Annotated in this window: 19 protein-coding genes; 12 read left to right on the top strand and 7 right to left on the bottom strand. The window is 72.3% G+C overall.

What is annotated here, in order from left to right; translation table 11 throughout:
- The 5 genes from panD to AB0D32_RS01060 are packed head-to-tail and all read right to left on the bottom strand — an operon-like array spanning position 1 to position 4,700.
- Complete coding sequence (gene panD / locus AB0D32_RS01080; protein WP_357082837.1) at positions 1 to 432, bottom strand: aspartate 1-decarboxylase; 432 nt, start codon at positions 430 to 432, stop codon at positions 1 to 3.
- A 38-nt stretch (positions 433 to 470) separates the two neighbouring features.
- Positions 471 to 2,012, bottom strand: coding sequence for an amino acid adenylation domain-containing protein (locus tag AB0D32_RS01075; RefSeq protein ID WP_357082834.1), 1,542 nt, complete (start codon positions 2,010 to 2,012; stop codon positions 471 to 473).
- Complete coding sequence (locus AB0D32_RS01070) at positions 2,009 to 2,284, bottom strand: hypothetical protein (RefSeq protein WP_357082831.1); 276 nt, start codon at positions 2,282 to 2,284, stop codon at positions 2,009 to 2,011. Before AB0D32_RS01070 ends, AB0D32_RS01075 begins: the two co-directional genes overlap by 4 nt.
- 42 nt (positions 2,285 to 2,326) lie before the next feature.
- Positions 2,327 to 3,475: an acyl-CoA dehydrogenase family protein gene (locus AB0D32_RS01065; RefSeq protein WP_357082828.1), complete on the bottom strand. Its 1,149-nt coding sequence runs from the start codon at positions 3,473 to 3,475 to the stop codon at positions 2,327 to 2,329.
- Positions 3,476 to 3,512: 37 nt separating this feature from the next.
- Positions 3,513 to 4,700 carry a pyridoxal phosphate-dependent aminotransferase family protein gene (locus tag AB0D32_RS01060; RefSeq protein WP_357082824.1) on the bottom strand — a complete coding sequence of 396 codons (1,188 nt, stop codon included), beginning with the start codon at positions 4,698 to 4,700 and terminating at the stop codon, positions 3,513 to 3,515.
- A gap of 487 nt (positions 4,701 to 5,187) precedes the next feature.
- On the opposite strand from AB0D32_RS01060, the gene AB0D32_RS01055 reads away from it, so the two are divergent.
- The 10 genes from AB0D32_RS01055 to AB0D32_RS01010 all read left to right on the top strand — a co-directional run bounded on the left by AB0D32_RS01055 (position 5,188) and on the right by AB0D32_RS01010 (position 16,866).
- Positions 5,188 to 6,429 (top strand): histidine kinase, encoded by a 1,242-nt coding sequence (locus AB0D32_RS01055; RefSeq protein WP_357082821.1) that lies wholly within the window; start codon positions 5,188 to 5,190, stop codon positions 6,427 to 6,429.
- On the top strand, positions 6,426 to 7,094 hold the full coding sequence (locus AB0D32_RS01050; protein WP_357082818.1) for a response regulator transcription factor: 669 nt from the start codon (positions 6,426 to 6,428) through the stop codon (positions 7,092 to 7,094). The genes AB0D32_RS01055 and AB0D32_RS01050 overlap by 4 nt, the downstream gene beginning before the upstream one ends.
- 78 nt (positions 7,095 to 7,172) lie before the next feature.
- Entirely contained in the window at positions 7,173 to 8,249 is a 1,077-nt protein-coding gene (locus AB0D32_RS01045; RefSeq protein ID WP_357082815.1) for a hypothetical protein, read from the top strand.
- Between the two features lie 60 nt (positions 8,250 to 8,309).
- Entirely contained in the window at positions 8,310 to 9,824 is a 1,515-nt protein-coding gene (locus AB0D32_RS01040; RefSeq protein ID WP_357082812.1) for a magnesium chelatase, read from the top strand.
- A 2-nt stretch (positions 9,825 to 9,826) separates the two neighbouring features.
- Positions 9,827 to 11,779 (top strand): VWA domain-containing protein, encoded by a 1,953-nt coding sequence (locus AB0D32_RS01035; RefSeq protein WP_357082809.1) that lies wholly within the window; start codon positions 9,827 to 9,829, stop codon positions 11,777 to 11,779.
- Between the two features lie 172 nt (positions 11,780 to 11,951).
- Complete coding sequence (locus AB0D32_RS01030) at positions 11,952 to 12,413, top strand: hypothetical protein (RefSeq protein WP_357082806.1); 462 nt, start codon at positions 11,952 to 11,954, stop codon at positions 12,411 to 12,413.
- 195 nt (positions 12,414 to 12,608) lie between these two features.
- Positions 12,609 to 14,009 carry an FAD-binding oxidoreductase gene (locus tag AB0D32_RS01025; RefSeq protein ID WP_357082803.1) on the top strand — a complete coding sequence of 467 codons (1,401 nt, stop codon included), beginning with the start codon at positions 12,609 to 12,611 and terminating at the stop codon, positions 14,007 to 14,009.
- The gene (locus tag AB0D32_RS01020; protein WP_357082800.1) at positions 14,006 to 15,349 is read left to right on the top strand and encodes a class I SAM-dependent methyltransferase; all 1,344 of its coding nucleotides are present in this window, start codon (positions 14,006 to 14,008) and stop codon (positions 15,347 to 15,349) included. Before AB0D32_RS01025 ends, AB0D32_RS01020 begins: the two co-directional genes overlap by 4 nt.
- Before the next feature lie 88 nt (positions 15,350 to 15,437).
- On the top strand, positions 15,438 to 15,995 hold the full coding sequence (locus AB0D32_RS01015; protein WP_357082797.1) for a helix-turn-helix domain-containing protein: 558 nt from the start codon (positions 15,438 to 15,440) through the stop codon (positions 15,993 to 15,995).
- Positions 15,988 to 16,866 carry an SRPBCC family protein gene (locus AB0D32_RS01010; protein ID WP_357082794.1) on the top strand — a complete coding sequence of 293 codons (879 nt, stop codon included), beginning with the start codon at positions 15,988 to 15,990 and terminating at the stop codon, positions 16,864 to 16,866. Before AB0D32_RS01015 ends, AB0D32_RS01010 begins: the two co-directional genes overlap by 8 nt.
- Positions 16,867 to 16,919: 53 nt before the next feature.
- Here the strand turns inward: AB0D32_RS01010 and AB0D32_RS01005 are convergent, their stop codons facing one another.
- On the bottom strand, positions 16,920 to 17,237 hold the full coding sequence (locus AB0D32_RS01005) for a helix-turn-helix transcriptional regulator (protein WP_357082791.1): 318 nt from the start codon (positions 17,235 to 17,237) through the stop codon (positions 16,920 to 16,922).
- A complete protein-coding gene (locus AB0D32_RS01000) occupies positions 17,234 to 17,599 on the bottom strand; it encodes a type II toxin-antitoxin system RelE/ParE family toxin (protein ID WP_357082788.1) in 366 nt (121 codons plus the stop codon). The genes AB0D32_RS01005 and AB0D32_RS01000 overlap by 4 nt, the downstream gene beginning before the upstream one ends.
- Before the next feature lie 97 nt (positions 17,600 to 17,696).
- Here AB0D32_RS01000 and AB0D32_RS00995 point away from each other — a divergent pair, with 97 nt between their 5' ends.
- Both AB0D32_RS00995 and AB0D32_RS00990 read left to right on the top strand, forming a co-directional pair.
- Positions 17,697 to 17,930, top strand: coding sequence for a zinc-ribbon domain-containing protein (locus tag AB0D32_RS00995; protein ID WP_357082785.1), 234 nt, complete (start codon positions 17,697 to 17,699; stop codon positions 17,928 to 17,930).
- 287 nt (positions 17,931 to 18,217) lie between these two features.
- On the top strand, positions 18,218 to 18,649 hold the full coding sequence (locus tag AB0D32_RS00990) for a hypothetical protein (RefSeq protein ID WP_357082782.1): 432 nt from the start codon (positions 18,218 to 18,220) through the stop codon (positions 18,647 to 18,649).
- Positions 18,650 to 18,657: the final 8 nt, after the last annotated feature.

Below are 18,657 nucleotides of genomic sequence, written 5' to 3'. Positions count from 1 at the left end.
TCAGTTCACCGTCCCCGGGGCGCTCTCCACCAGGTCGCCGCGCCGGGTCCCGGTGCCCCACGGCTCGGCCGGGTCGTGGCCGGCACCGGCGATGCGGTTGTGCTCGTCCACGAAGACGACCCGCGGTTCCAGCTTCGCGGCCTCGTCGTCGTGGGCCGTGGCGTAGCTGATGATGATGACGAGGTCGCCGGGCGCGACCAGCCGGGCCGCCGCGCCGTTGATGCCGATCACGCCGCTGTCGGCCGGCCCGGCGATGACGTACGTGGTCAGCCGCGCGCCGGTGTTGACGTCGACCACGTCGACCTGCTCACCCGGCAGCAGGTCGGCCGCCTTCATCAGATCCTGACTGATCGTGATGGAGCCGACGTAGTGGAGGTTCGCCTGGGTGACCGTGGCGCGATGGATCTTGGATTTCAGCATCGTACGGAACATGGAACACCTCTGTGTGGTGGCGTCGCTACGGATGATGGTCAGGCAGGCACGCGGAGCAGGGAGGCGTGGAGCGCCTGCCGGTCGGTCTTGCCGGTGGAGGTCCTGGGCAACTCGTCGAACAGCTCCAGCCGGTCGGGGACCATGTACCTGGGCAGGCGCTCCCGGCAGAGAGCGGCGATGGTGGCGGGTTCGAGTTCGCCGTCGGGGACCACACAGGCCCACAGGCGGTTGGTCACCTCCTCGTCGGCGACCGGCACGACGGCACACTCGGCGACCGCCGGGTGGGACCGGATGACCGCCTCGATCTCGCCGAGTTCGATCCGGTGGCCCCGGCTCTTCACCTGGTGGTCCCGGCGCCCGATGAAGTGGTGTTCCCCGCCCGTGCCCAGGCGCACCAGATCCCCCGTGCGGTACGCGGTCGGCCAGGCGCCCGGCGCCGGCGAGGTGACCAGGGCGCTGGCGGTGGACTCCGGATCGTTCCAGTAGCCGCGCATCACGGTCGGGCCGGCCACCAGCAGCTCACCTGCCTGGCCCACGTCGACCAGGCCGCCGTCGTCGGACACGACGAAGGTCTCGACCCCGTCGACGGCGCGGCCGATCGGGATCGGCTCGTCGTCCTGCGGCGCCTGCCGCACCTCGTGCCAGGTGCAGACGTTGGTCTCGGTCGGCCCGTACAGGTTGACGAACCGTGCCCCCGGCGCCACCCACATCAGCCTGCGCAGCGTCGCCGGCGGCATGACCTCGCCGGCGAACAGCACCAGCCGCAGGTCGGGGAAGCAGCCCGCGGTGAGCTGGCCCCGCCGCACCATCATGGTCAGCACCGACGGCACCGAGTACCAGACCGTCAGCCGCCGGCGTTGGATGAACTCCACCAACTCCGGCAGGAACACCGAGGCGCGCTTCGGGACGAGGACCAGCGTCGCGGCGCCGGCGGCCGTGGCGAAGAGGTCGAAGACCGACAGGTCGAAGTGCAGCGGCGCGTGGCTCGACACCCGGTCCGTCGGGGCCAGCCCGAACTCCCGCACCGCCCACTCGACGAAGGCGAGGCCGTTGCCGTGGCTGAGGGCGACGCCCTTGGGGGTGCCGGTAGACCCGGAGGTGTAGAGCAGATAGGCCAACCGGTCCCGGTCGCCGCGCGCGTCGGCCTCCGGCGGCGCGGCGGATGTCCCGGCGCGCTCGGCGGTGCCGTCCAGGTTGATCACGAAACGCAGATCCGGCAGGCCGGTGTGGAACGGTTCGCGCGCCGAGGCCTGCCTGCCGCCGGTGAGTAGCGCGCTCATGGCCGAGTCCGCGGCGATCACCCGGAGCCGGCGGGCGGGCGCGTCCGGATCCAGGGGCACGTACGCGGCACCTGCCTTGAGCGCGCCGTAGATCCCGGCCACGGCTTCGGCCGACTTGTCGAGGTGCACACCGACCCGGTCCCCGGCGCGGACCCCGCCCTGGCGTAGCTGCCGGGCGAGGTGGTTGGACCACTCGTCCAGCTCGCGGTAGGTGAAGGTGCGGTCTCCGTCGATCAGCGCCGGATGGTCCGGGTGTGTCGCGGCGGCGCGCGTCAGCAGTTCGTGCAGCAGGACACTCATCGGCTGCTCTGCGGCGACGCCGTGCCGAGTCGGTCGAGGACGAACGCCTCGATCGCGGTCAGCGTCTCGAAGTTGCTGGCGACGATGTCCTCCTCGTCGACCCGGATCCGGTAGTGGCTCTGCACGAAGTGCGCCATCTCCAGCAGGTTGAGTGAGTCCAGTACGCCTTCGTCGACCAGGGAGAACTCGTCGGAGAGCTGCTCCGCCGAGCCCGGCCACTCGAGGTCGTCGAGGATGAAGCGGCGGATCGTGTCCTTGACGTCGCTGGGCATGGTGGGTCCTTTCGGGGGCGAGCGTGACTTGCGGGAGGACGGTCAGCTCAGACCGAGCTGGCGGGCGGCGAGGTTGCGCTGCACCTCACTCGTGCCGGAATACAGGCGGCTGGCGACGGAGTCACGGAGGTCGCGCTCCAGTTCGTACTCGGTCATGAAGCCGTAGCCGCCGTGCACCTGGATCGCGTCGAGCCCGGACTGCACGAAGTTCTCACTCACGGACAGTTTGGCGAGGGCGGCTTCCAGGCCGGCGGGCTGGCCCCGGTCGATCGACCAGCCGAGCCGGTAGAGCAGGAGCCGCGAGGCGTCCAGTCGTAGCCGCATGTCCACGAGGCGATGCGAGACGGCCTGGAAGCTCCCGATCGGCTTGCCGAACTGTCGCCGGGTCCTGGCGTGCTCGACGCAGCGCTCGAGGTCGCGACGCATCGTGCCGAGCGCGGCGGCCAGGATGAAGCTGCGTTCCCGCTCCATCGTCCAGTTGAACACCGCGCTGCCGCCGCCCTCCGGCCCCAGCCGGCAGGACGCCGGCACCGCGCAGCCGTCGAGGTGGACGTCGGCCATGGGTGACGTCCGCAGGCCCATCTTGTCGGTCGGCTCGCCGACGGTGAGCCCGGGTGTGTCGCTGTCGACGAGGAAGGCGTTGACGCCGGCGAAGCCGCGCCGGCGGTCGGTGGTGGCGAAGACCAGGAAGACGTCGGCCACCGGGGCGTTGGTGATGAAGGTCTTGGACCCGTTGACGAGATAGCGGTCGCCGTCGCGGACGGCGGTGGTGGTCAGGGCGTACGCATCAGATCCCGACCCGGGCTCGGACATGCCGTGCGCCGCGATCATCTCACCGGCGCACATCGCCGGCAGATAGCGTCGTCGCTGTTCCTCGGTGCCGAACCGCAGGATCGGCGACGCGCCCGCCCACAGGTGCGCGTTCAACGAGAAGATCAAGCCGTTGTCGCGGCAGCCGTATCCCAACGCTTCCAGGGCGACCATCGTGGTCACCGCGTCTGCCTGCGAACCGCCGTAAGCCTCGGGAATGGGCAGTCCCACCAGCCCGATTTTAGCGCACTCGCGCCAGTTTTCGCGGGCGAAGACACCGGCCTTGTCGTTGTCGACGAGATTGTCGTTGAGCCTGGCCTGAGCGAACTGTTCGATGCTCTCGCGTAGCGCGGTCTGTTCTTCGGTGAGGCCGAAGTCCATGATGCTGTTCCCCTTCTCGATGCCTGCTCTCGTGGCGTCAGAAGGAGAACTTCTGCTTCGCTCTCACCAGGTTGTCGACCAGGAACTGGCACTCGTCGGTGGTGTGCCGGCTGGAGACGCCGATGCGGAGACGACCGGAGCCCACCGGGACGTGCGGGTACGTGAAGGTGGACACCATGATCCCGTTGTCCATCAGCCAGTTGACCACGTCCACGGTCCGGTCCTCGTCGCCGATCACCACCGGAACGATGTGGCTCCTGGTGTTGAGCAGGTTGAACCCGGCCTCCCGGAGGCGCCGCGTGACGAACGCGGTGTTCTCCGCCAGCCGCTCCCGCAACTGCTCGCCCTGCGTCTCCAACGCCTGTAGCGACGCCAGGGTCGCCCCGGCCACCGCCGGTGCGGAGCCGCGCGAGCTGGTGTAGGTCGGCGCCATGTAGCGCAGTTCGCGCTCGTGCTCCTCGCTGGTCAGGATGAACCCGCCGATGCTGCCCATGCCCTTGCTCATCGTGCCGACGACCATGTCGATCCGGTCCAGGACACCGAAGATGTCGGCCGCACCGAGCCCGTTGGGGCCGACGACGCCGAAGGAGTGGGCCTCGTCCACCACGACCTTCGCGTCGTACCGCTCGGCGAGTGCGACGATCTCGTCCAGTGGCGCGTAGTCACCGTCGGCGCTGTATAGGCCGTCCACCATGATGACCCGGCGCCGGCGGTCCGACGACTCACGCAGGATCGCCTCCAGCCGCCGCATGCTGTTGTGCGGAAAGGTCCGCAGCCGGGCGCCGGAGAGCTGACTGCCCATGAAGAGGCAGACGTGGGAGAGCCGGTCGCTGATCACCACGTCGTCCTCGTTGGCCAGGGTGGAGATCGCCGCGATGGACGCCGTCATCCCCGACGGGAACATGATGGCGGCCGGCATCCCGGTCAGCGACTGCAGGCGGGTCTCGATGTCACGGTGCAGGCGGGTGTGTCCGCAGGTGAGCTGGGCCGCGTAGGTGTTGGTGCCGAACCGGTGGATCGCATCCACCGCCGCGGCTTTCAGGGCCGGCTCCTGCGACAAACCCAGGTAGTCGCACGAACCGAACATGAGCAGGCTGTCGTGCATGTTTGTGCTGACCGAGTTTTCGTGATTCGACTCGATGACCGGGAAGTAGGGAGAACGCTTCTCCCGTTCCCAACGCAGATAGGTGTCGTGCAGGGCGGCAGGGTTGGTCTTAAGCGCCACGAAATCTCCCCGTGTGCATGATATGCCGACAGAGCCGATGCCCCGGATCTATGTGGACTAAAGGTTTCTACCGTCGCCCGCGGGGGCATGTCAACCCTCGGTGACGGCCTCGGCAACCTATCGTCACATCTCCTGGTCGTGATAGGCTGACCCGGCCTCAGGCAAAGGCCGAGGTCAATGGCTCCGGCGACCCCCGCAGCGGTGGTCGTGCAGCCTCGCCACTCCTGGGGAGGGCTTGCGACCATAACTGTCGCCGTATGAACAGCAGTTTCAGGAATCGTGCGACCTGCTGCATGTCCGCATCGGCCGTCACAATTTAATATTCCTTCGTCGCGATTCCACGGCGAATCCACCTGCGCATCCTGCGGGACCACACCGGCCCGTGGGGCCGGATGCGCCGGGCACCGTCGCGTGCCTGCCGGTGGCGTCACCGATCTCCCCGACGCGGGGGAGTCGGCGCGGGGCGTGGCCGGGGCAGAATGGGCGGGTGAAGCCCCGCGTCCTCGCCCCGCTGGTGACCGGCAGCACCTGGCGGCGCGGCGTGTTCCTGCTGCTCGGCGGGGTGCTCGCACTGCCGTACGTGCTGCTGGCGGCGGCCTTCGCCCAGATGCTGACCCAGTCGGAAGTCCCCCGGCCGCTGGTGCTGGCGCTGCTCGGAGTCGCGGCGACCATCGCGGCGGTCCCGGTCTTCCTCGACGGCCCCCGGGCGTTGGAGATCGCCGCCGCGCGGGCCCTGCTCGGCGTCGACCTGCCGGACCCGGCCCCCGGGCACGTCGCCGACCGGGAGACCCGGCTGCGCTCGGCGCTCTGGATCGGGCTGCACCTGTTCAGCGGTGGGCTGGTGGTGGCCGCCCTGTTCAGCGCGGTGCCGATGGCGCTGGCCTTCATCGGGCAGCAGTTCGGGCTCGACACCGGGATGACCGACGGGGGCCGGTTCGGGCCGTTCGACGGGCGGGACACCGGCTGGCTGACCCTCACCGGGCTCGTCGTACTGGTGGCGCTCGGCTACGCCGTGGCCGGGCTGGGCGCGCTGGCGGTGTCGATGGCCCCGGCGCTGCTCGGCCCGGCCCAGGCGGAACGGATCGCGGCCCTGGAGGCGCGAACCGCCCGGCTCGCCGAGCGCAACCGGCTGGCCCGGGAACTGCACGACTCGGTGGGCCACGCCCTCACCGTCGCCACCCTCCAGGCCGGGGCGGCCCGCGAACTGCTCGACCGGGACCCGGAGTTCGTCCGGCGCGCGCTGGGCGCGATCGAGGAGGCCGGGCGGACCGCCATGGACGACCTGGACCATGTGCTGGGGCTGCTGCGCGAGCCCGACAGCCGGCGGGTCGCGCCCGCGCCGCAGCGTACGCTCGCCGACCTGGACCGGCTGGTGGCCGACACCCGCGCGGCCGGCCTGCCGGTCGACGCCCGGCGCACCGGCGACCCGGCCGACCTGCCCGCGGCGGTCTCCCGGGAGGGCTACCGGATCGTCCAGGAGGGGCTGACCAACGCTGCCCGGTACGGTCGGGGACCGGTCACGCTGCGCCTCGACGTGCACGCCGACGCCCTGGAGCTGGAACTGGACAACGCGGTGAACCGGGGGCGCCGCGCCGACCCGGGCCGGGGCGGCCGGGGCCTGGACGGGGTGCGGGAGCGGGTGCTGCTGCTCGGCGGCCGGCTGGCCGTCGGGCCGGACGGCGACCGCTGGCGCATCCGGGCGCGGCTGCCGTTCGAGGGGCCCCGATGACCGAAAACGCGACGCCGACCACCGGCGTGCTGATCGTCGACGACGACGAGCTGATCCGCGTCGGGCTGCGGGCGATCCTCGACGCCCAACCCGACCTGCGGGTGCTCGGCGAGGCCACCGACGGCGCGGAGGTGCCGCCGCTGGTCGCCCGGCTCCGCCCCCGGGTGGTCCTGATGGACGTGCGGATGCCCGGCATCGACGGCATCCAGGCCACCCGGCGGCTGCTCGCCACCTCCGCCGACCCGCCCCGGGTGCTGGTGGTGACCACGTTCGCCAACGACGAGTACGTCTACGACGCGCTCCGCGCCGGTGCCAGCGGGTTCCTGCTCAAGCGGGCCCGGCCGGCCGAGGTGGTGGAAGCGGTCCGGGTGGTCGCGCGGGGGGAGTCGCTGCTCTTCCCCGCCGCCATCCGCCGCCTCGCCGGGGCCTACGGGGGACGGGGCGCCGACCGGCTGGTGGCCGCCCGGCTCACCGAACGGGAGGCCGAGGTGCTGCGGCTGATGACCACCGGGCTGTCCAACCCGGAGATCGCCGTACACCTGGTGGTCGGGGTGGAGACGGTGAAGACCCACGTCGGCAACGTGCTGGCGAAGCTCGGCGTCCGCGACCGCACCCAGGCGGTGATCGCCGCGTACGAGTCGGGGTTCGTCACCCCGTCGGGCTGAGGCGTTCCCTCCTGAGGGGGAGGCGGTTCACCGCCGTACGGGAGGGCGGGCGGGGCCTGCCGGCCGAGGCTGGGAAGCATGACGACGACCACCTTTCCCACCCGTCGCCCGGCCCCGAGCCGGCTGGACCGGCTCGCCCCGCTGGCCGCCGGCTGGCTCGGCCTCTGGGGGCTGCTCGCCCTGCTCTCCGCCGTCACCGGCGCCGGCTACCCGTTCGGGGCGAACGATCCACGCGGCGGCGAGGCCAACCTGCTCCGGCTGGTCCCGACCGACGTCGGGCCGCCCCTGTTCGCCGTGCTGCTGCTCGGCGCCGCGGTGGCCGCGCTCGCCATGACCGGCCCGGCCCGCCGCCCGGCCCGGCCGCTGCGCACCCTGCTGTCGGCGTACGCCTGGACGGTCGCGTTCCTGCTCGCCGTCGTCGTGCCGGACGTGGGAGTGCTGACCATCCTCGGCTACACCCCGATCCTGATCCTCGGCGCGCCCTTCGGCTGGCCGCCGGTGGACTACGCCGACGTGTTCACCTGGGCGCTGTTCGCGCGGTTCGCGGCCATGGTCGGCGGGGTGCTGCTGGCCGGGGCGGTGCTGCACTGGCAGCGGCGCACCGCGGGCGCCTGCCCGACGTGCGGGCGCGACGGCGCCGACCACGGTTGGACCTCGCCCGCCTCGGCCGCCCGCTGGGGGCGCGTGGCGGCCTGGACCGCGGCCACCATCCCCGCCCTGTACGCCCTCACCCGGTTCGCCTGGGCGGTCGGCGTCCCGCTCGGCATCGAGCAGTCGTTCCTCGACGAGATGCGCGACTCCGGGCTGGTCTGGGCGGGCGCCGGGCTGGGCGGATTCGCCCTGGTGGGTGCGGTCCTCACCCTCGGGCTGGTGCAGCGGTGGGGCGAACGGTTCCCGCGCTGGATGATCGGCCTGGCCGGGCGGCCGGTGCCGGTCGGGCTGGCAGTCGTCCCGGCGACGCTGGTGGCGGTGGCGGTCACCGCGGCGAGTCTCAGCCTGCTCGCCATCCCCGCCTTCTGGGACTTCTCCGGCGGGTTCAGCCTGGCCACCGCGCCGATGCTGCTCTGGCCGTTCTGGGGTGCCACGCTCGGCGCCGCCACGTACGCGTACCACCTGCGCCGCCGGGGCACCTGCCGGAACTGCGGACACGGTTGAGCCATACCGGTGCCGGTGAGCCCGGTCGACGGACCGGGCTCACCGCTTTCGTGAGCTAGCGTGGATCGGGTGACTGCGCCTTCCCCGGTTACCCCGGCCCCACCGGCCGACCTGCCCGGCACGCTCGGCGAGCTGCGGGCGGCCGGCCACGCGTACCGCACGGTCAAGCAGGAACTCCGCGAGAACCTCCTGGCCCGGATGCGTTCCGGCGCCGACCGCTTCCCCGGCATCGTCGGCTACGACGACACGGTGCTGCCCGAGGTCGAGCGCGCCCTGCTCGCCGGGCACGACATGGTGCTGCTCGGCGAGCGGGGCCAGGGCAAGACCCGGCTGATCCGTTCGTTGGTCGGCCTGCTCGACGAGTGGACCCCGGTGATCGCCGGCTCGGTGCTCAACGAGCATCCGCTGCGCCCGCTCACCCCCGGCTCGCGGGCGCTGGTCGCCGAGGCCGGCGACGACCTGCCGGTGGCGTGGCTGCACCGCTCCCTGCGCTACGGCGAGAAGCTGGCGACCCCGGACACGAGCGTCGGCGACCTGATCGGCGACGTCGACCCGATCCGGATCGCCCAGGGGCGCACCCTTGGCGACCCGGAGACCATCCACTTCGGCCTCGTCCCGCGCACCAACCGGGGCATCTTCGCCGTCAACGAGCTGCCCGACCTGGCCGAGCGGATCCAGGTGGCGCTGCTCAACGTGCTGGAGGAGCGGGACATCCAGGTCCGCGGCTACCAGCTGCGGCTGCCGCTGGACCTGTTCATGGTGGCCAGCGCCAACCCGGAGGACTACACCAACCGGGGCCGGATCATCACCCCGTTGAAGGACCGCTTCGGCGCCGAGGTCCGTACCCACTACCCGGTCGACCTCGACCTGGAGCTGACCCTGATCCGGCAGGAGGCCGACCTGGTCGCCGAGGTGCCGGAGCACGTGCTGGAGGTCCTCGCGCGGTTTGCCCGCGCGGTGCGCGAGTCGCCGTCGGTGGACCCGCGCTCCGGGGTATCCGCCCGCTTCGCCATCGCTGCCGCCGAGACGGTCGCCGCCGCCGCGCTGCGCCGAGCCGGCCTGCTCGCCGCCGGGCTGCCCCCCGCCGAGCTGTCAGGAAGGGCCCCTTCCACATCAGAAAGCGATGACAAGGTGCCCTCCCTTTCATCCGAGGGGGCGGTTGCGCGGGTGGGGGACGCGGTTTCCGTGACGAGCACGCTGCGGGGGAAGGTCGAGTTCGAGAGCGGCGAGGAGGGGCGGGAGGTCGAGATCCTCGGCCACCTGCTGCGGACCGCGACCGCCGAGACGTTCCGGTCCCGGCTGGCCGGGCTGGACCTCTCCGGCTTCACCGCCCTGGTCGACGAGGACACGGTGATCGAGACCGGGGAACTGGTCGGCTCCGCCGAGCTGCTGCGCCAGGTGGGCACCGTCCCGGGGCTGGCCAAGGCGCTGGACCGGCTCGGGCTGGGCGACGCGCCCACCCCCGACCAGGCCGCGGCCGGCGTGGAGTTCGTCCTGGAGGGGCTGCACCTGACCCGCCGGCTCGGCAAGGACGTCACCGACTCCGGCCGGACCCGCTACGGCGGCCGGGCCTGAACATGGCCGGCAACCGGTTCCGGTACGGGCAGTGGCGGGGCGGCCCCGACCCGCTCGCGCCCCCGTACGACGTGCGGGGGGCGGTGGACGCCGTCGGCGCCGAGGTGCTGGCCGGCGGCAGCCTCCGGGAGGCGCTGCGGGAACTGCTGCGTCAGGGCCCCCAGCGGCGCGGCGGTCTCGACGACCTGGCCGCCCGGGCCAGGCGGCTGCGCCGCGAGGCGTTGCGCCGGGGCGACCTGGACGGGGCGGTGACCCGGGCCCGGGCCCTGCTCGACCAGGCGCTCGCGGCCGAACGGGACGAGCTGCGCGGGCGCGACGACGACGCCGCGCGGTTCGCCGAGGCGGTGCTGGACAACCTGCCCCGCTCGACGGCCCGCGCCGTGCAGGAGCTGACCGGCTACCGGTGGGCCAGCGACGAGGCCCGCCGGACGTACCAGCGGATCCTCGACGGGCTCCGCGACGACGTGCTCGGCCAGCGTTTCGCGGGGCTGCGGGACGCGGTGCGCGCTTCGGCGGACCCGGGCGCGCAGCAGCGGCTGGCCGAGATGATGCGGGACCTGAACGACCTGCTCGGCCGGCACGCCCGGTCGGAGGACACCACCGACGCCTTCGCCGAGTTCATGCGCCGGCACGGTGAGTTCTTCCCGGAGCAGCCGGCCGACGTCGACGAGCTGGTCGACGTACTGGCCCGTCGGTCGGCGGCCGGTGAGCGGCTGATGCGTTCGCTGTCCGACCGGCAACGCGAGGAACTGGCCGGACTGATGCGACAGTCGCTCGGCGACCGGCTCGCCGCGGAGCTGTCCGCGCTGGACGCCAACCTCCGCGCGCTCCGCCCCGACCTGCACCGGGGCCGGGGCGAACGGGTGCGGGGCGACCGGCCGCTCGGCTACGGCGAGGCGGCCGGAGCGCTCGGCGAGATCGCCGAGCTGGACGAGCTGCTGGACCAACTCGACCAGGAGCATCCGGGCGCCACGCTGGACGACGTCGACGTCGACGCGGTGGCCCGGACGCTGGGCCGCGACGCCGCCGACGACGTACGCCGGCTGCGGGAGCTGGAGCGGGAGCTGCGCCGGCAGGGCTGGGTGAGTCGGGACGCCGACGGGCTGACCCTGAGCCCGAAGGCGCTGCGCCGGCTCGGCGGCACGGCGCTGCGGCGGGTCTTCGCGGACCTCACGGCCGGGCCGCGCGGCCAGCACGACCTGCGCTCGGCGGGCGCCGCCGGCGAGGTCAGCGGCGGCTCCCGGCTCTGGGAGTACGGCGACGAGCAGCCCCTCGACGTGGTGCGGACGCTGACCCGGGCGGTCCGCCGCGCCGGGGCAGGTGTGCCGGTGCGGCTGGCCGTCGAGGACTTCGAGGTGGTGGAGACCGAGCGGCGGGCATCGGCGGCGGTGGCGCTCTGCGTCGACCTCTCCTACTCGATGGTCTCCCAGGGCCGGTGGGGCCCGATGAAGCAGACCGCGCTGGCGCTGGCGCACCTGATGGCCACCCGGTTCCCCCAGGACGCGTTGCAGATCGTGGGCTTCGGCCTGGAGGCGCTGCCGCTGACCCAGCAGGAGCTGGCCGCCGTCGAGCCCGACATGCGGCAGGGTACGAACCTCCAGCACGCGCTGCGGCTGGCCGCCCGGCACCTGCGGCGGCACCCGGGCGCCGAGCCGGTGGTGCTGGTGGTCACCGACGGGGAGCCGACCGCCCACCTGGACCCGGACGACGGGGAGGCGCTGTTCCACTGGCCGCCGCTGCCGGAGACGATCGAGGCGACCGTTCGCGAGGTGGACCGGCTCACCCGCCGCGGCGCCACGCTCAACCTGTTCATGCTCGGCGACGATCCCGGCCTGCGCCGTTTCGTCGACGCCGTGGCCCGCCGCTCGAACGGCCGCATGTTCACCCCCGACCTGGACGACCTCGGCGAGTACGTCGTCTCCGACTACCTCCGCACCCGCCAACGCCCCCGTTGACCCAGCTGGTCGGGCCCGCCGCCTGACCCGGTGCCGCCCACGCGGTTCGGGCGCTGTCGAGCTGCCCCGTCCATCGGACCGCCCGGCCCCGGCTTCCCGGCCGGCCCCTTCCGGGTGAACGGTCCACGGGAACGCCGGGTCGGGCGCCGCGCCCCGGGCTTCACTGGGGGACATGGACAGCGGGACGTTGCGGGAGGCGTACGAGGAGGTGCTCGCGGAGGTCGACGCGGGTGGGTTCGGGGCGCCGCCGGCCGGCCAGTTCAGCGCCGAGCAGATCGTCGCCCACCTCGCCGCCAACGACGAGCTGATGACCGAGGCGACCGAAGCGGTCATCGCCGGCTCGCCGTACGCGTACTACGACCTGGAGAACATCCACCGCCCACAGGTCGACGCGCTGGTCGCCGAGTGCGGCGGGCTGGACGGGCTGGCCACCCTGCTGCGGGCCACCAGCCAGAAGCTCTGCGCGTTGACCGACCGGCTCGGCCCGGCGGCGCAGACCCCGGTCGAGACCCACCTGCGCGAGGGCTTCGACCTGGTCGTCGACGAACCGCTGCCGTGGGGCCGCACCCTGGACCTGCACGCCCGCGTCCACCTCCCCAAACACCTGGCCCAACTCCGCCTCCTCCGCCCCTGACCCCACCCCGCCCCCACGCCCTGCCCTCGCCCCCGCCCCGCACTCCCCGTCCCCGCCCCGTCGATCTTGCACTTGTTGCCCAGGCAAAACACCCTGGAAGGGGCAAACTGGGGGCCGAAACTGCAAGATCGACGGGGAAACGCGCCGCGGGTGAGGTGTCCCACGTATTGGTGTGTTGGCGCGTACAGTGATCGCATGTGTGCGGTCCGTGTGGATCATCATCCGGTCGACCATGACGGTGCGGTGGCCCGGCTGCGGCAGTCCTATGCGGCGGTGCCCGCGGGCGAACCGGTCCGGCTCGCCAAGCGCACCTCCAACCTGTTCCGCCCCCGGTCCGCCCCGCGCGCGCCGGGCCTGGACGTCAGCGGGCTCACCGGCGTGCTCGCCGTGGATCCGGCCGCCCGCACGGCCGACGTGCAGGGCATGTGCACCTACGAGGACCTGGTCGACGCGACCCTGCCGCACGGGCTGATGCCGCTGGTGGTGCCGCAGTTGCGCACCATCACCCTCGGCGGGGCGGTGACCGGGCTCGGCATCGAGTCGACCTCGTTCCGCAACGGCCTGCCGCACGAGTCGGTGGTCGAGATGGACGTGCTCACCGGGGCCGGCGGGATCGTCACCGCCCGTCCGGAGGGGGAGCACGCCGACCTCTTCGCGGCGTTCCCCAACTCGCTGGGCAGTCTCGGTTACGCCACCCGGCTGCGCATCGGGCTCCAGCCCGTACGCCGGTTCGTGGCCCTGCGCAACATCCGGTTCACCCGGTTGGAGGCCCTCGTCGACGCGCTCGCCGAGGTGACCGCGACCCGCACCTGGGCGGGGGAGGCGGTGGACGCGATGGACGGCGTGATGTTCAGCCCCGGCGAGGCGTACCTGGTGCTCGGCTCCTTCACCGACGACGCGCCGACGGTCAGCGACTACGCGGGCCAGGACATCTACTACCGGTCGCTGCGCCGGCGCACGCACGACGCCCTGACCACGTACGACTATCTGTGGCGCTGGGACACCGACTGGTTCTGGTGTTCGGCGGCGTTCGGGGTGCAGCACCCGGTGCTCCGGCGGGTCTGGCCGGCGCGGTGGCGGCGCAGCGACGTCTACCACCGGCTGGTCCGGTTGGAGCACCGGCACGGCGTGGCCGCCCGGATCGACCGCCTGCGCGGCCAGCCGGCGCGCGAGCGGGTGGTGCAGGACGTGGAGGTCCCGCTGGAGCGGACGGCGGAGTTCCTGCGCTGGTTCGCCCGCACCGTCGGGATGACCCCGGTCTGGCTCTGCCCGTTGCGGCTGCGCGAGCCGTCCGGCCCGGGGTCGGGTCGGGCCTGGCCGCTGTATCCGCTCCGGGCCGGGCAGAACTATGTGAACATCGGCTTCTGGGGCAGCGTGCCGATCGCGGGGGGCGCCGCCGACGGCGACGTCAACCGGGCGATCGAGCGAATGGTGTCGGAGTTGGGCGGCCACAAGTCGCTCTACTCCGACGCGTACTACGACCGGGAATCCTTCGACCGGCTCTACGGCGGCGCGACGTGGCGCGCGGTGAAGGACCGCTACGACCCGGACCATCGGCTCACCGGACTGTACGAGAAGGCGGTAGCACGAGCATGAGCCTGACCGATCGAGACCAGGGGGCGGCGAGCGCTCCCGCCAGTCCGCCGGCGGGGAACCGGCGCCCGGGTCCGACCGTGGCGGACGTCGTCCGCGCGTTGACCACCGGTGCCCTCCCGGTGCGGGTCACCGGGTACGACGGCAGCGCGGTGGGCCCGGCCGACGCCGGGATCACCCTGTCGATCCGTTCCGAGCGGGGTCTGACCTACCTGCTCACCGCCCCGGGCGACCTGGGCATGGCCCGGGCGTACGTGGGCGGTGACCTGGCGTTGCAGGGGGTGCACCCCGGCGACCCGTACGAGGCGTTGCGGGTGCTCAAAGACGAGTTGCGGCTGCGTACGCCGTCGCTGGCGGAGGGGCTGGCCCTGGTGCGCGGGCTGGGCTGGGAGCGGCTGATGCCGCCGCCGCCCCCGCCGCAGGAGGCGCAGCCGCGCTGGAAGCGCCTGGTGAACGGGCTGCGGCACTCGCGGACGCGGGACAGCACCGCGATCTCCCACCACTACGACGTCTCGAACGCCTTCTACGAGAAGGTGCTCGGCCCGTCGATGACGTACACCTGTGCGGTCTTCCGCTCGCCCGACGACACGCTGGAGCAGGCCCAGACGGCCAAGTACGACCTGGTGGCGCAGAAGTTGGCGCTCAGGGCGGGGGTGCGGCTGCTCGACGTGGGTTGCGGGTGGGGCGGCATGGTCCGGCACGCGGCCCGCGAGTACGGCGTGCGGGCGCTCGGGGTGACCCTGTCCCGGGCACAGGCCGAGTGGGCCCGGGCGGCGATCGAGCGGGAGGGTTTGACCGGCCTGGCCGAGGTCCGTCACCTCGACTACCGGGACGCGCCGCGTGAGCAGTTCGACGCGGTCTCCTCGATCGGGCTGACCGAGCACATCGGGGTGCGCAACTACCCGGCCTACTTCGGCGCCCTGCGGGACCGGCTGCGGCCGGACGGCCGGCTGTTGAACCACTGCATCACGCGGGCCGACAACCACGCGCCGCACCGCTCGGGCGCGTTCATCGACCGGTACGTCTTCCCGGACGGGGAACTGGCCGGCCCGGGGCGCGTCGTCAGCGAGATCCACGACGTCGGGCTGGAGGTGCAGCATGAGGAGAACCTGCGCCTGCACTACGCGCTGACCCTGGCCGCCTGGTGCCGCAACCTGGTGGAGCACTGGGACTTCTGCGTCTCGGAGGTGGGGCCGGGCACGGCCCGGGTGTGGGGCCTCTACATGGCCGGGTCGCGGCTGGCGTTCGAGCGCAACGGCATCCAGCTGCACCAGGTGCTGGCCACCCGCAACGGCCCGGAGGGGGCGAGCGGCTACCCGCTGCGCCCCGACTGGCTGCCCTGATCCGCTGACGACAGCCGCGCCGTCCATCGGCGCGGCTGTCGTCGAAGCCATTGACAAAGAAGTTTTGTACGTACAAACTGATTTTGCCATGAGAGACGTCCTGTACCTGGAGCAGATCGAGCAGGCCGAGGTCCTGCTCAAGCCGCAACGCGTCGAGGTGTTGCGGCAACTGGCCGAGCCCCGCACCTGCACCGAGGTCGCCGCCCGGCTGGAACAGACGCCGCAGCGCGTCTACTACCACGTCAAGCAGCTCGTCGCCGCCGGGCTGGTCGAGCTGGTCAACGAGCGCAAAGTCCGGGGCATCACCGAGGGCATCTACCAGGCCGCCGCCCGGTCCTACTGGCTGTCGCCCCGGCTGGTCGGCCGGATCGGCCTGCGCCGGGCCCGCGACGAGCTGAGCCTCGGCTACCTGCTGGACCTGATGGAGGAGGTCCAGGCCGACATCGCCGGGCTGGACCGGGCCGCCCCCGAGCTCCCCTCGATCGGGGTCGCCGGCGAGATCCGGGTGCCTGCCGAGCAACGGCAGCAGTTCCTGCACGACCTGCAGACCGCTCTGCAGGACCTGTTCACGCGCTACGGGGGCGCCGAGGGCGACGCCTTCAAGCTCGCCGTGGCCTGCTATCCGAAGGGGAAAGACCGTGACTGACCTGATGAAGCTGCCCGTCCGTCTCGCCGCGCCGGTCGGCGTCGTCCGCCGGGCCCTGACCGACCCGGCCGAGCTGCGCGTCTGGCTCGCCGAGCACGCCGAGGTCGAGCTGCCGCAACGGTACGAGTTCTGGGGCCGCCACACCCCCGAGGGCGACGCGCCGCACCAGCGGCTGCTGCACGTCGACGACGACACGCTGCGCTTCGCGTGGCTGCTCGACGGGGTGGAGACCACCACCGAGTTCGCCCTGCGCGCCGAGGATCCCGACACCACGGTGCTGACGCTGACCCAGAGCCACTTCGACTTCGCCGAGGCGATGAGCGGCAGCAGCATCCGGGGCGTCCTCCAGACGTTCTGGAGCCTGTCGCTCGCCAACCTGGCCGCGCACCTGGAGGGGCAGCCGCTGTTGCCGAAGGTCGACTTCACCTCCGCCGAGATGCGCGGCGAGCTGCTGATCGACGCGCCGGTGGCGAAGGTGTTCGAGTCGCTGACCGACTCCGAGCAGGCCAGCGCCTGGTTCGGCTACCCGATCGGCATCGAGCCGTGGGTCGGCGGTCGCTACGCCATGGGCGGCTTCGAGTCCGGCTACGCGGCCCAGATCGTCGACCTGGAGCCGGGCCGGAAGCTGTCGGTGGACTGGGGGCCGACCGGCGTCAGCACCTGGGAGCTGGCCGAGTCGCAGGGAAAGACGAAGCTGACCTTCGTGCAGTCCGGCTTCGACGAGCAGAACCCTCCGTACGGGGCCTGGGCCGGGTCGGTCTCCGGGCTGGCCGAGCTGCGTCGCTTCCACGAGATGAAGGACTGGCAGCCCATCTGGCTCCCCGCCGAGGTGCCGGGCCTGGAGCCCGAGGCCGCGCAGGCGACGAGCTGACGTACACGGGAAGGTGCCTGGCCGCGGAGCAGGCCAGGCACCTTCCGACCTGGTCAGGCGATGGCGGCAATGTCGCCGTCGTCGAAGTAGATGGCCTGGTGCAGCCGCCCGCCGAGGGCCGCCGCGTAGCGGGCCACCACGTCCTGGCCGGAGATCCTGCCCTGCTCGATCTGGGACACCCGGCCCTTTGTGACACCCATCCGCTCGGCGATCTGCTGTTGGGTGAACCCCCGGGCGCGGCGGATCTCGGCCAGGCGATGCCCGACGACCTCGGCGAGGAGTTCCTCCTTGCCTGCCCGTATCGCCTCCTCACCACCGGCACGATGCACGTACTCCGCCCGGATGTCCTTCCACCGCACATGACCGCTCACCGTTGTCCCCCCTCCTGCTGTGCCCGTTCTTTGAGGTAGATCTCATAGCGTTGTTCGGCCAGTGGTATGGCGTGTCGGTACCAGGTGTTCCACTGGCCGGCCTTGTCGCCAGCGACGAGCAGGATGCTGGAGCGCCACGGGTCGAAGACGAACAGGATGCGGACCGAGCCTGGCCGCAGTTCCTTGAGGTTGGCGATCGTCGACCCCGTGATGGTGTCGACGAGGGGCCGGCCGAGCCCCGGCCCCGCTTCGGCCAGGGCGTCGATGGCCTGGACGACCCGCGCGAGGCTCGGGGAATCGAGGTTGCCTATCCACTCGCGGACCTCGTCGACCACGAAGACGTCCCACTCTTCCTGCTCCACGGACAGAGTATACCGATTGCTATACCGCGCGGTGGGTTCAGCCGCGCCGTCAGGGGATAGAGGTGAGAGGCGGACTTCTGGTGGGTACTGACGGGCGATGTTCTTCATCTTCGGGCTCCGCACCAAGGTCAGCCGGTCCGGTGTGGCGCAGCAGGTCTGCCGCAACTGCCACAACCTCGCCGCGCAGGTGATCACGCGCCGGTCGACGAGGTTCAGCCTGTTCTTCGTGCCGATCATCCCGATCCGCACCCGCTACGTGCAGCAGTGCACCTTCTGCGGCGCCCAGTACGACGTCTCGCGGTCCGAGGCCGAGCGCCTCCCGGTCGGCTGAGCCCCACCGATGGCCCGTTTCCTCTGCTGGCTGATCGGCCGGCAGCCCGCCCCGGTGCCCGTGCACACCGTCTCCCGGCCGCCGTGCACCCCCGGCCGCCGACGTCGCCGCGACCGCCGGCCGCTGGCCGGCACCGCCCTGCCCCGTTCACCCCGGAATCGCTCCGCCGAACGCTGACGGTTCGTGATTCGTCGAGCCTCGGCGGGGTGGTGGGGCCGTGCCAGGATGTGTCGATGTCGTACCACCCTCATGCGTCGTACCCGCCGGTGCCCGGACCGGTGACTCCCATGATCGCCTACCCCCACCCGATCGCCGCCCCGCCGGGCTACGCGGTGCTCGTCGTCTCGGTGAACCGCGGCCCGTACATCGTGCCCGCGCCGGCCAGCAGCAGGTTCAAGGTCGCCGGGCAGGCGGTGCCGATCCCCGGCGAGGGCACCTGGCACGTGGCCGTACCGGCGGGGCAGCACGACGTCCGGTACACCGACTTCATGGGCGTCCCGGTGATGACCACGACGCTGCTCGTGCACCCCGGCACGGTGCACCATCTGTCGTTCCGCTTCGGCGGCTGGCGCAACCGCGTCCACGACGGGCAGGGCACCGACGTGACCAGGTTCGGGTTGTGGTCGAACTACAGCATCGTGCTGGTGGCGTTCGCCGTGATCGGGGTGCTCTGCTGCGGCGGCTTCGGGCTCGTCGCCGCCCTCTCCGGCCCGTCCTGATGCCGGCC

Origin of the sequence: Micromonospora sp. NPDC048170, from assembly GCF_040652795.1 — a bacterium.
Lineage (GTDB): Bacteria > Actinomycetota > Actinomycetes > Mycobacteriales > Micromonosporaceae > Micromonospora.
Note: the sequence above shows the minus strand (reverse complement) of the source record. Positions and strands in the feature narration are given on the sequence as shown.

What these genes read in the sequence shown, in the direction of transcription:
- panD (WP_357082837.1), bottom strand. Translation starts at nt 432, where the DNA reads ATGTTCCGTACGATGCTGAAATCCAAGATCCATCGCGCCACGGTCACC.
- AB0D32_RS01075 (WP_357082834.1), bottom strand. Translation starts at nt 2,012, where the DNA reads ATGAGTGTCCTGCTGCACGAACTGCTGACGCGCGCCGCCGCGACACAC.
- AB0D32_RS01070 (WP_357082831.1), bottom strand. Translation starts at nt 2,284, where the DNA reads ATGCCCAGCGACGTCAAGGACACGATCCGCCGCTTCATCCTCGACGAC.
- AB0D32_RS01065 (WP_357082828.1), bottom strand. Translation starts at nt 3,475, where the DNA reads ATGGACTTCGGCCTCACCGAAGAACAGACCGCGCTACGCGAGAGCATC.
- AB0D32_RS01050 (WP_357082818.1), top strand. Translation starts at nt 6,426, where the DNA reads ATGACCGAAAACGCGACGCCGACCACCGGCGTGCTGATCGTCGACGAC.
- AB0D32_RS01045 (WP_357082815.1), top strand. Translation starts at nt 7,173, where the DNA reads ATGACGACGACCACCTTTCCCACCCGTCGCCCGGCCCCGAGCCGGCTG.
- AB0D32_RS01035 (WP_357082809.1), top strand. Translation starts at nt 9,827, where the DNA reads ATGGCCGGCAACCGGTTCCGGTACGGGCAGTGGCGGGGCGGCCCCGAC.
- AB0D32_RS01030 (WP_357082806.1), top strand. Translation starts at nt 11,952, where the DNA reads ATGGACAGCGGGACGTTGCGGGAGGCGTACGAGGAGGTGCTCGCGGAG.
- AB0D32_RS01025 (WP_357082803.1), top strand. Translation starts at nt 12,609, where the DNA reads ATGTGTGCGGTCCGTGTGGATCATCATCCGGTCGACCATGACGGTGCG.
- AB0D32_RS01020 (WP_357082800.1), top strand. Translation starts at nt 14,006, where the DNA reads ATGAGCCTGACCGATCGAGACCAGGGGGCGGCGAGCGCTCCCGCCAGT.
- AB0D32_RS01015 (WP_357082797.1), top strand. Translation starts at nt 15,438, where the DNA reads ATGAGAGACGTCCTGTACCTGGAGCAGATCGAGCAGGCCGAGGTCCTG.
- AB0D32_RS00995 (WP_357082785.1), top strand. Translation starts at nt 17,697, where the DNA reads ATGTTCTTCATCTTCGGGCTCCGCACCAAGGTCAGCCGGTCCGGTGTG.
- AB0D32_RS00990 (WP_357082782.1), top strand. Translation starts at nt 18,218, where the DNA reads ATGATCGCCTACCCCCACCCGATCGCCGCCCCGCCGGGCTACGCGGTG.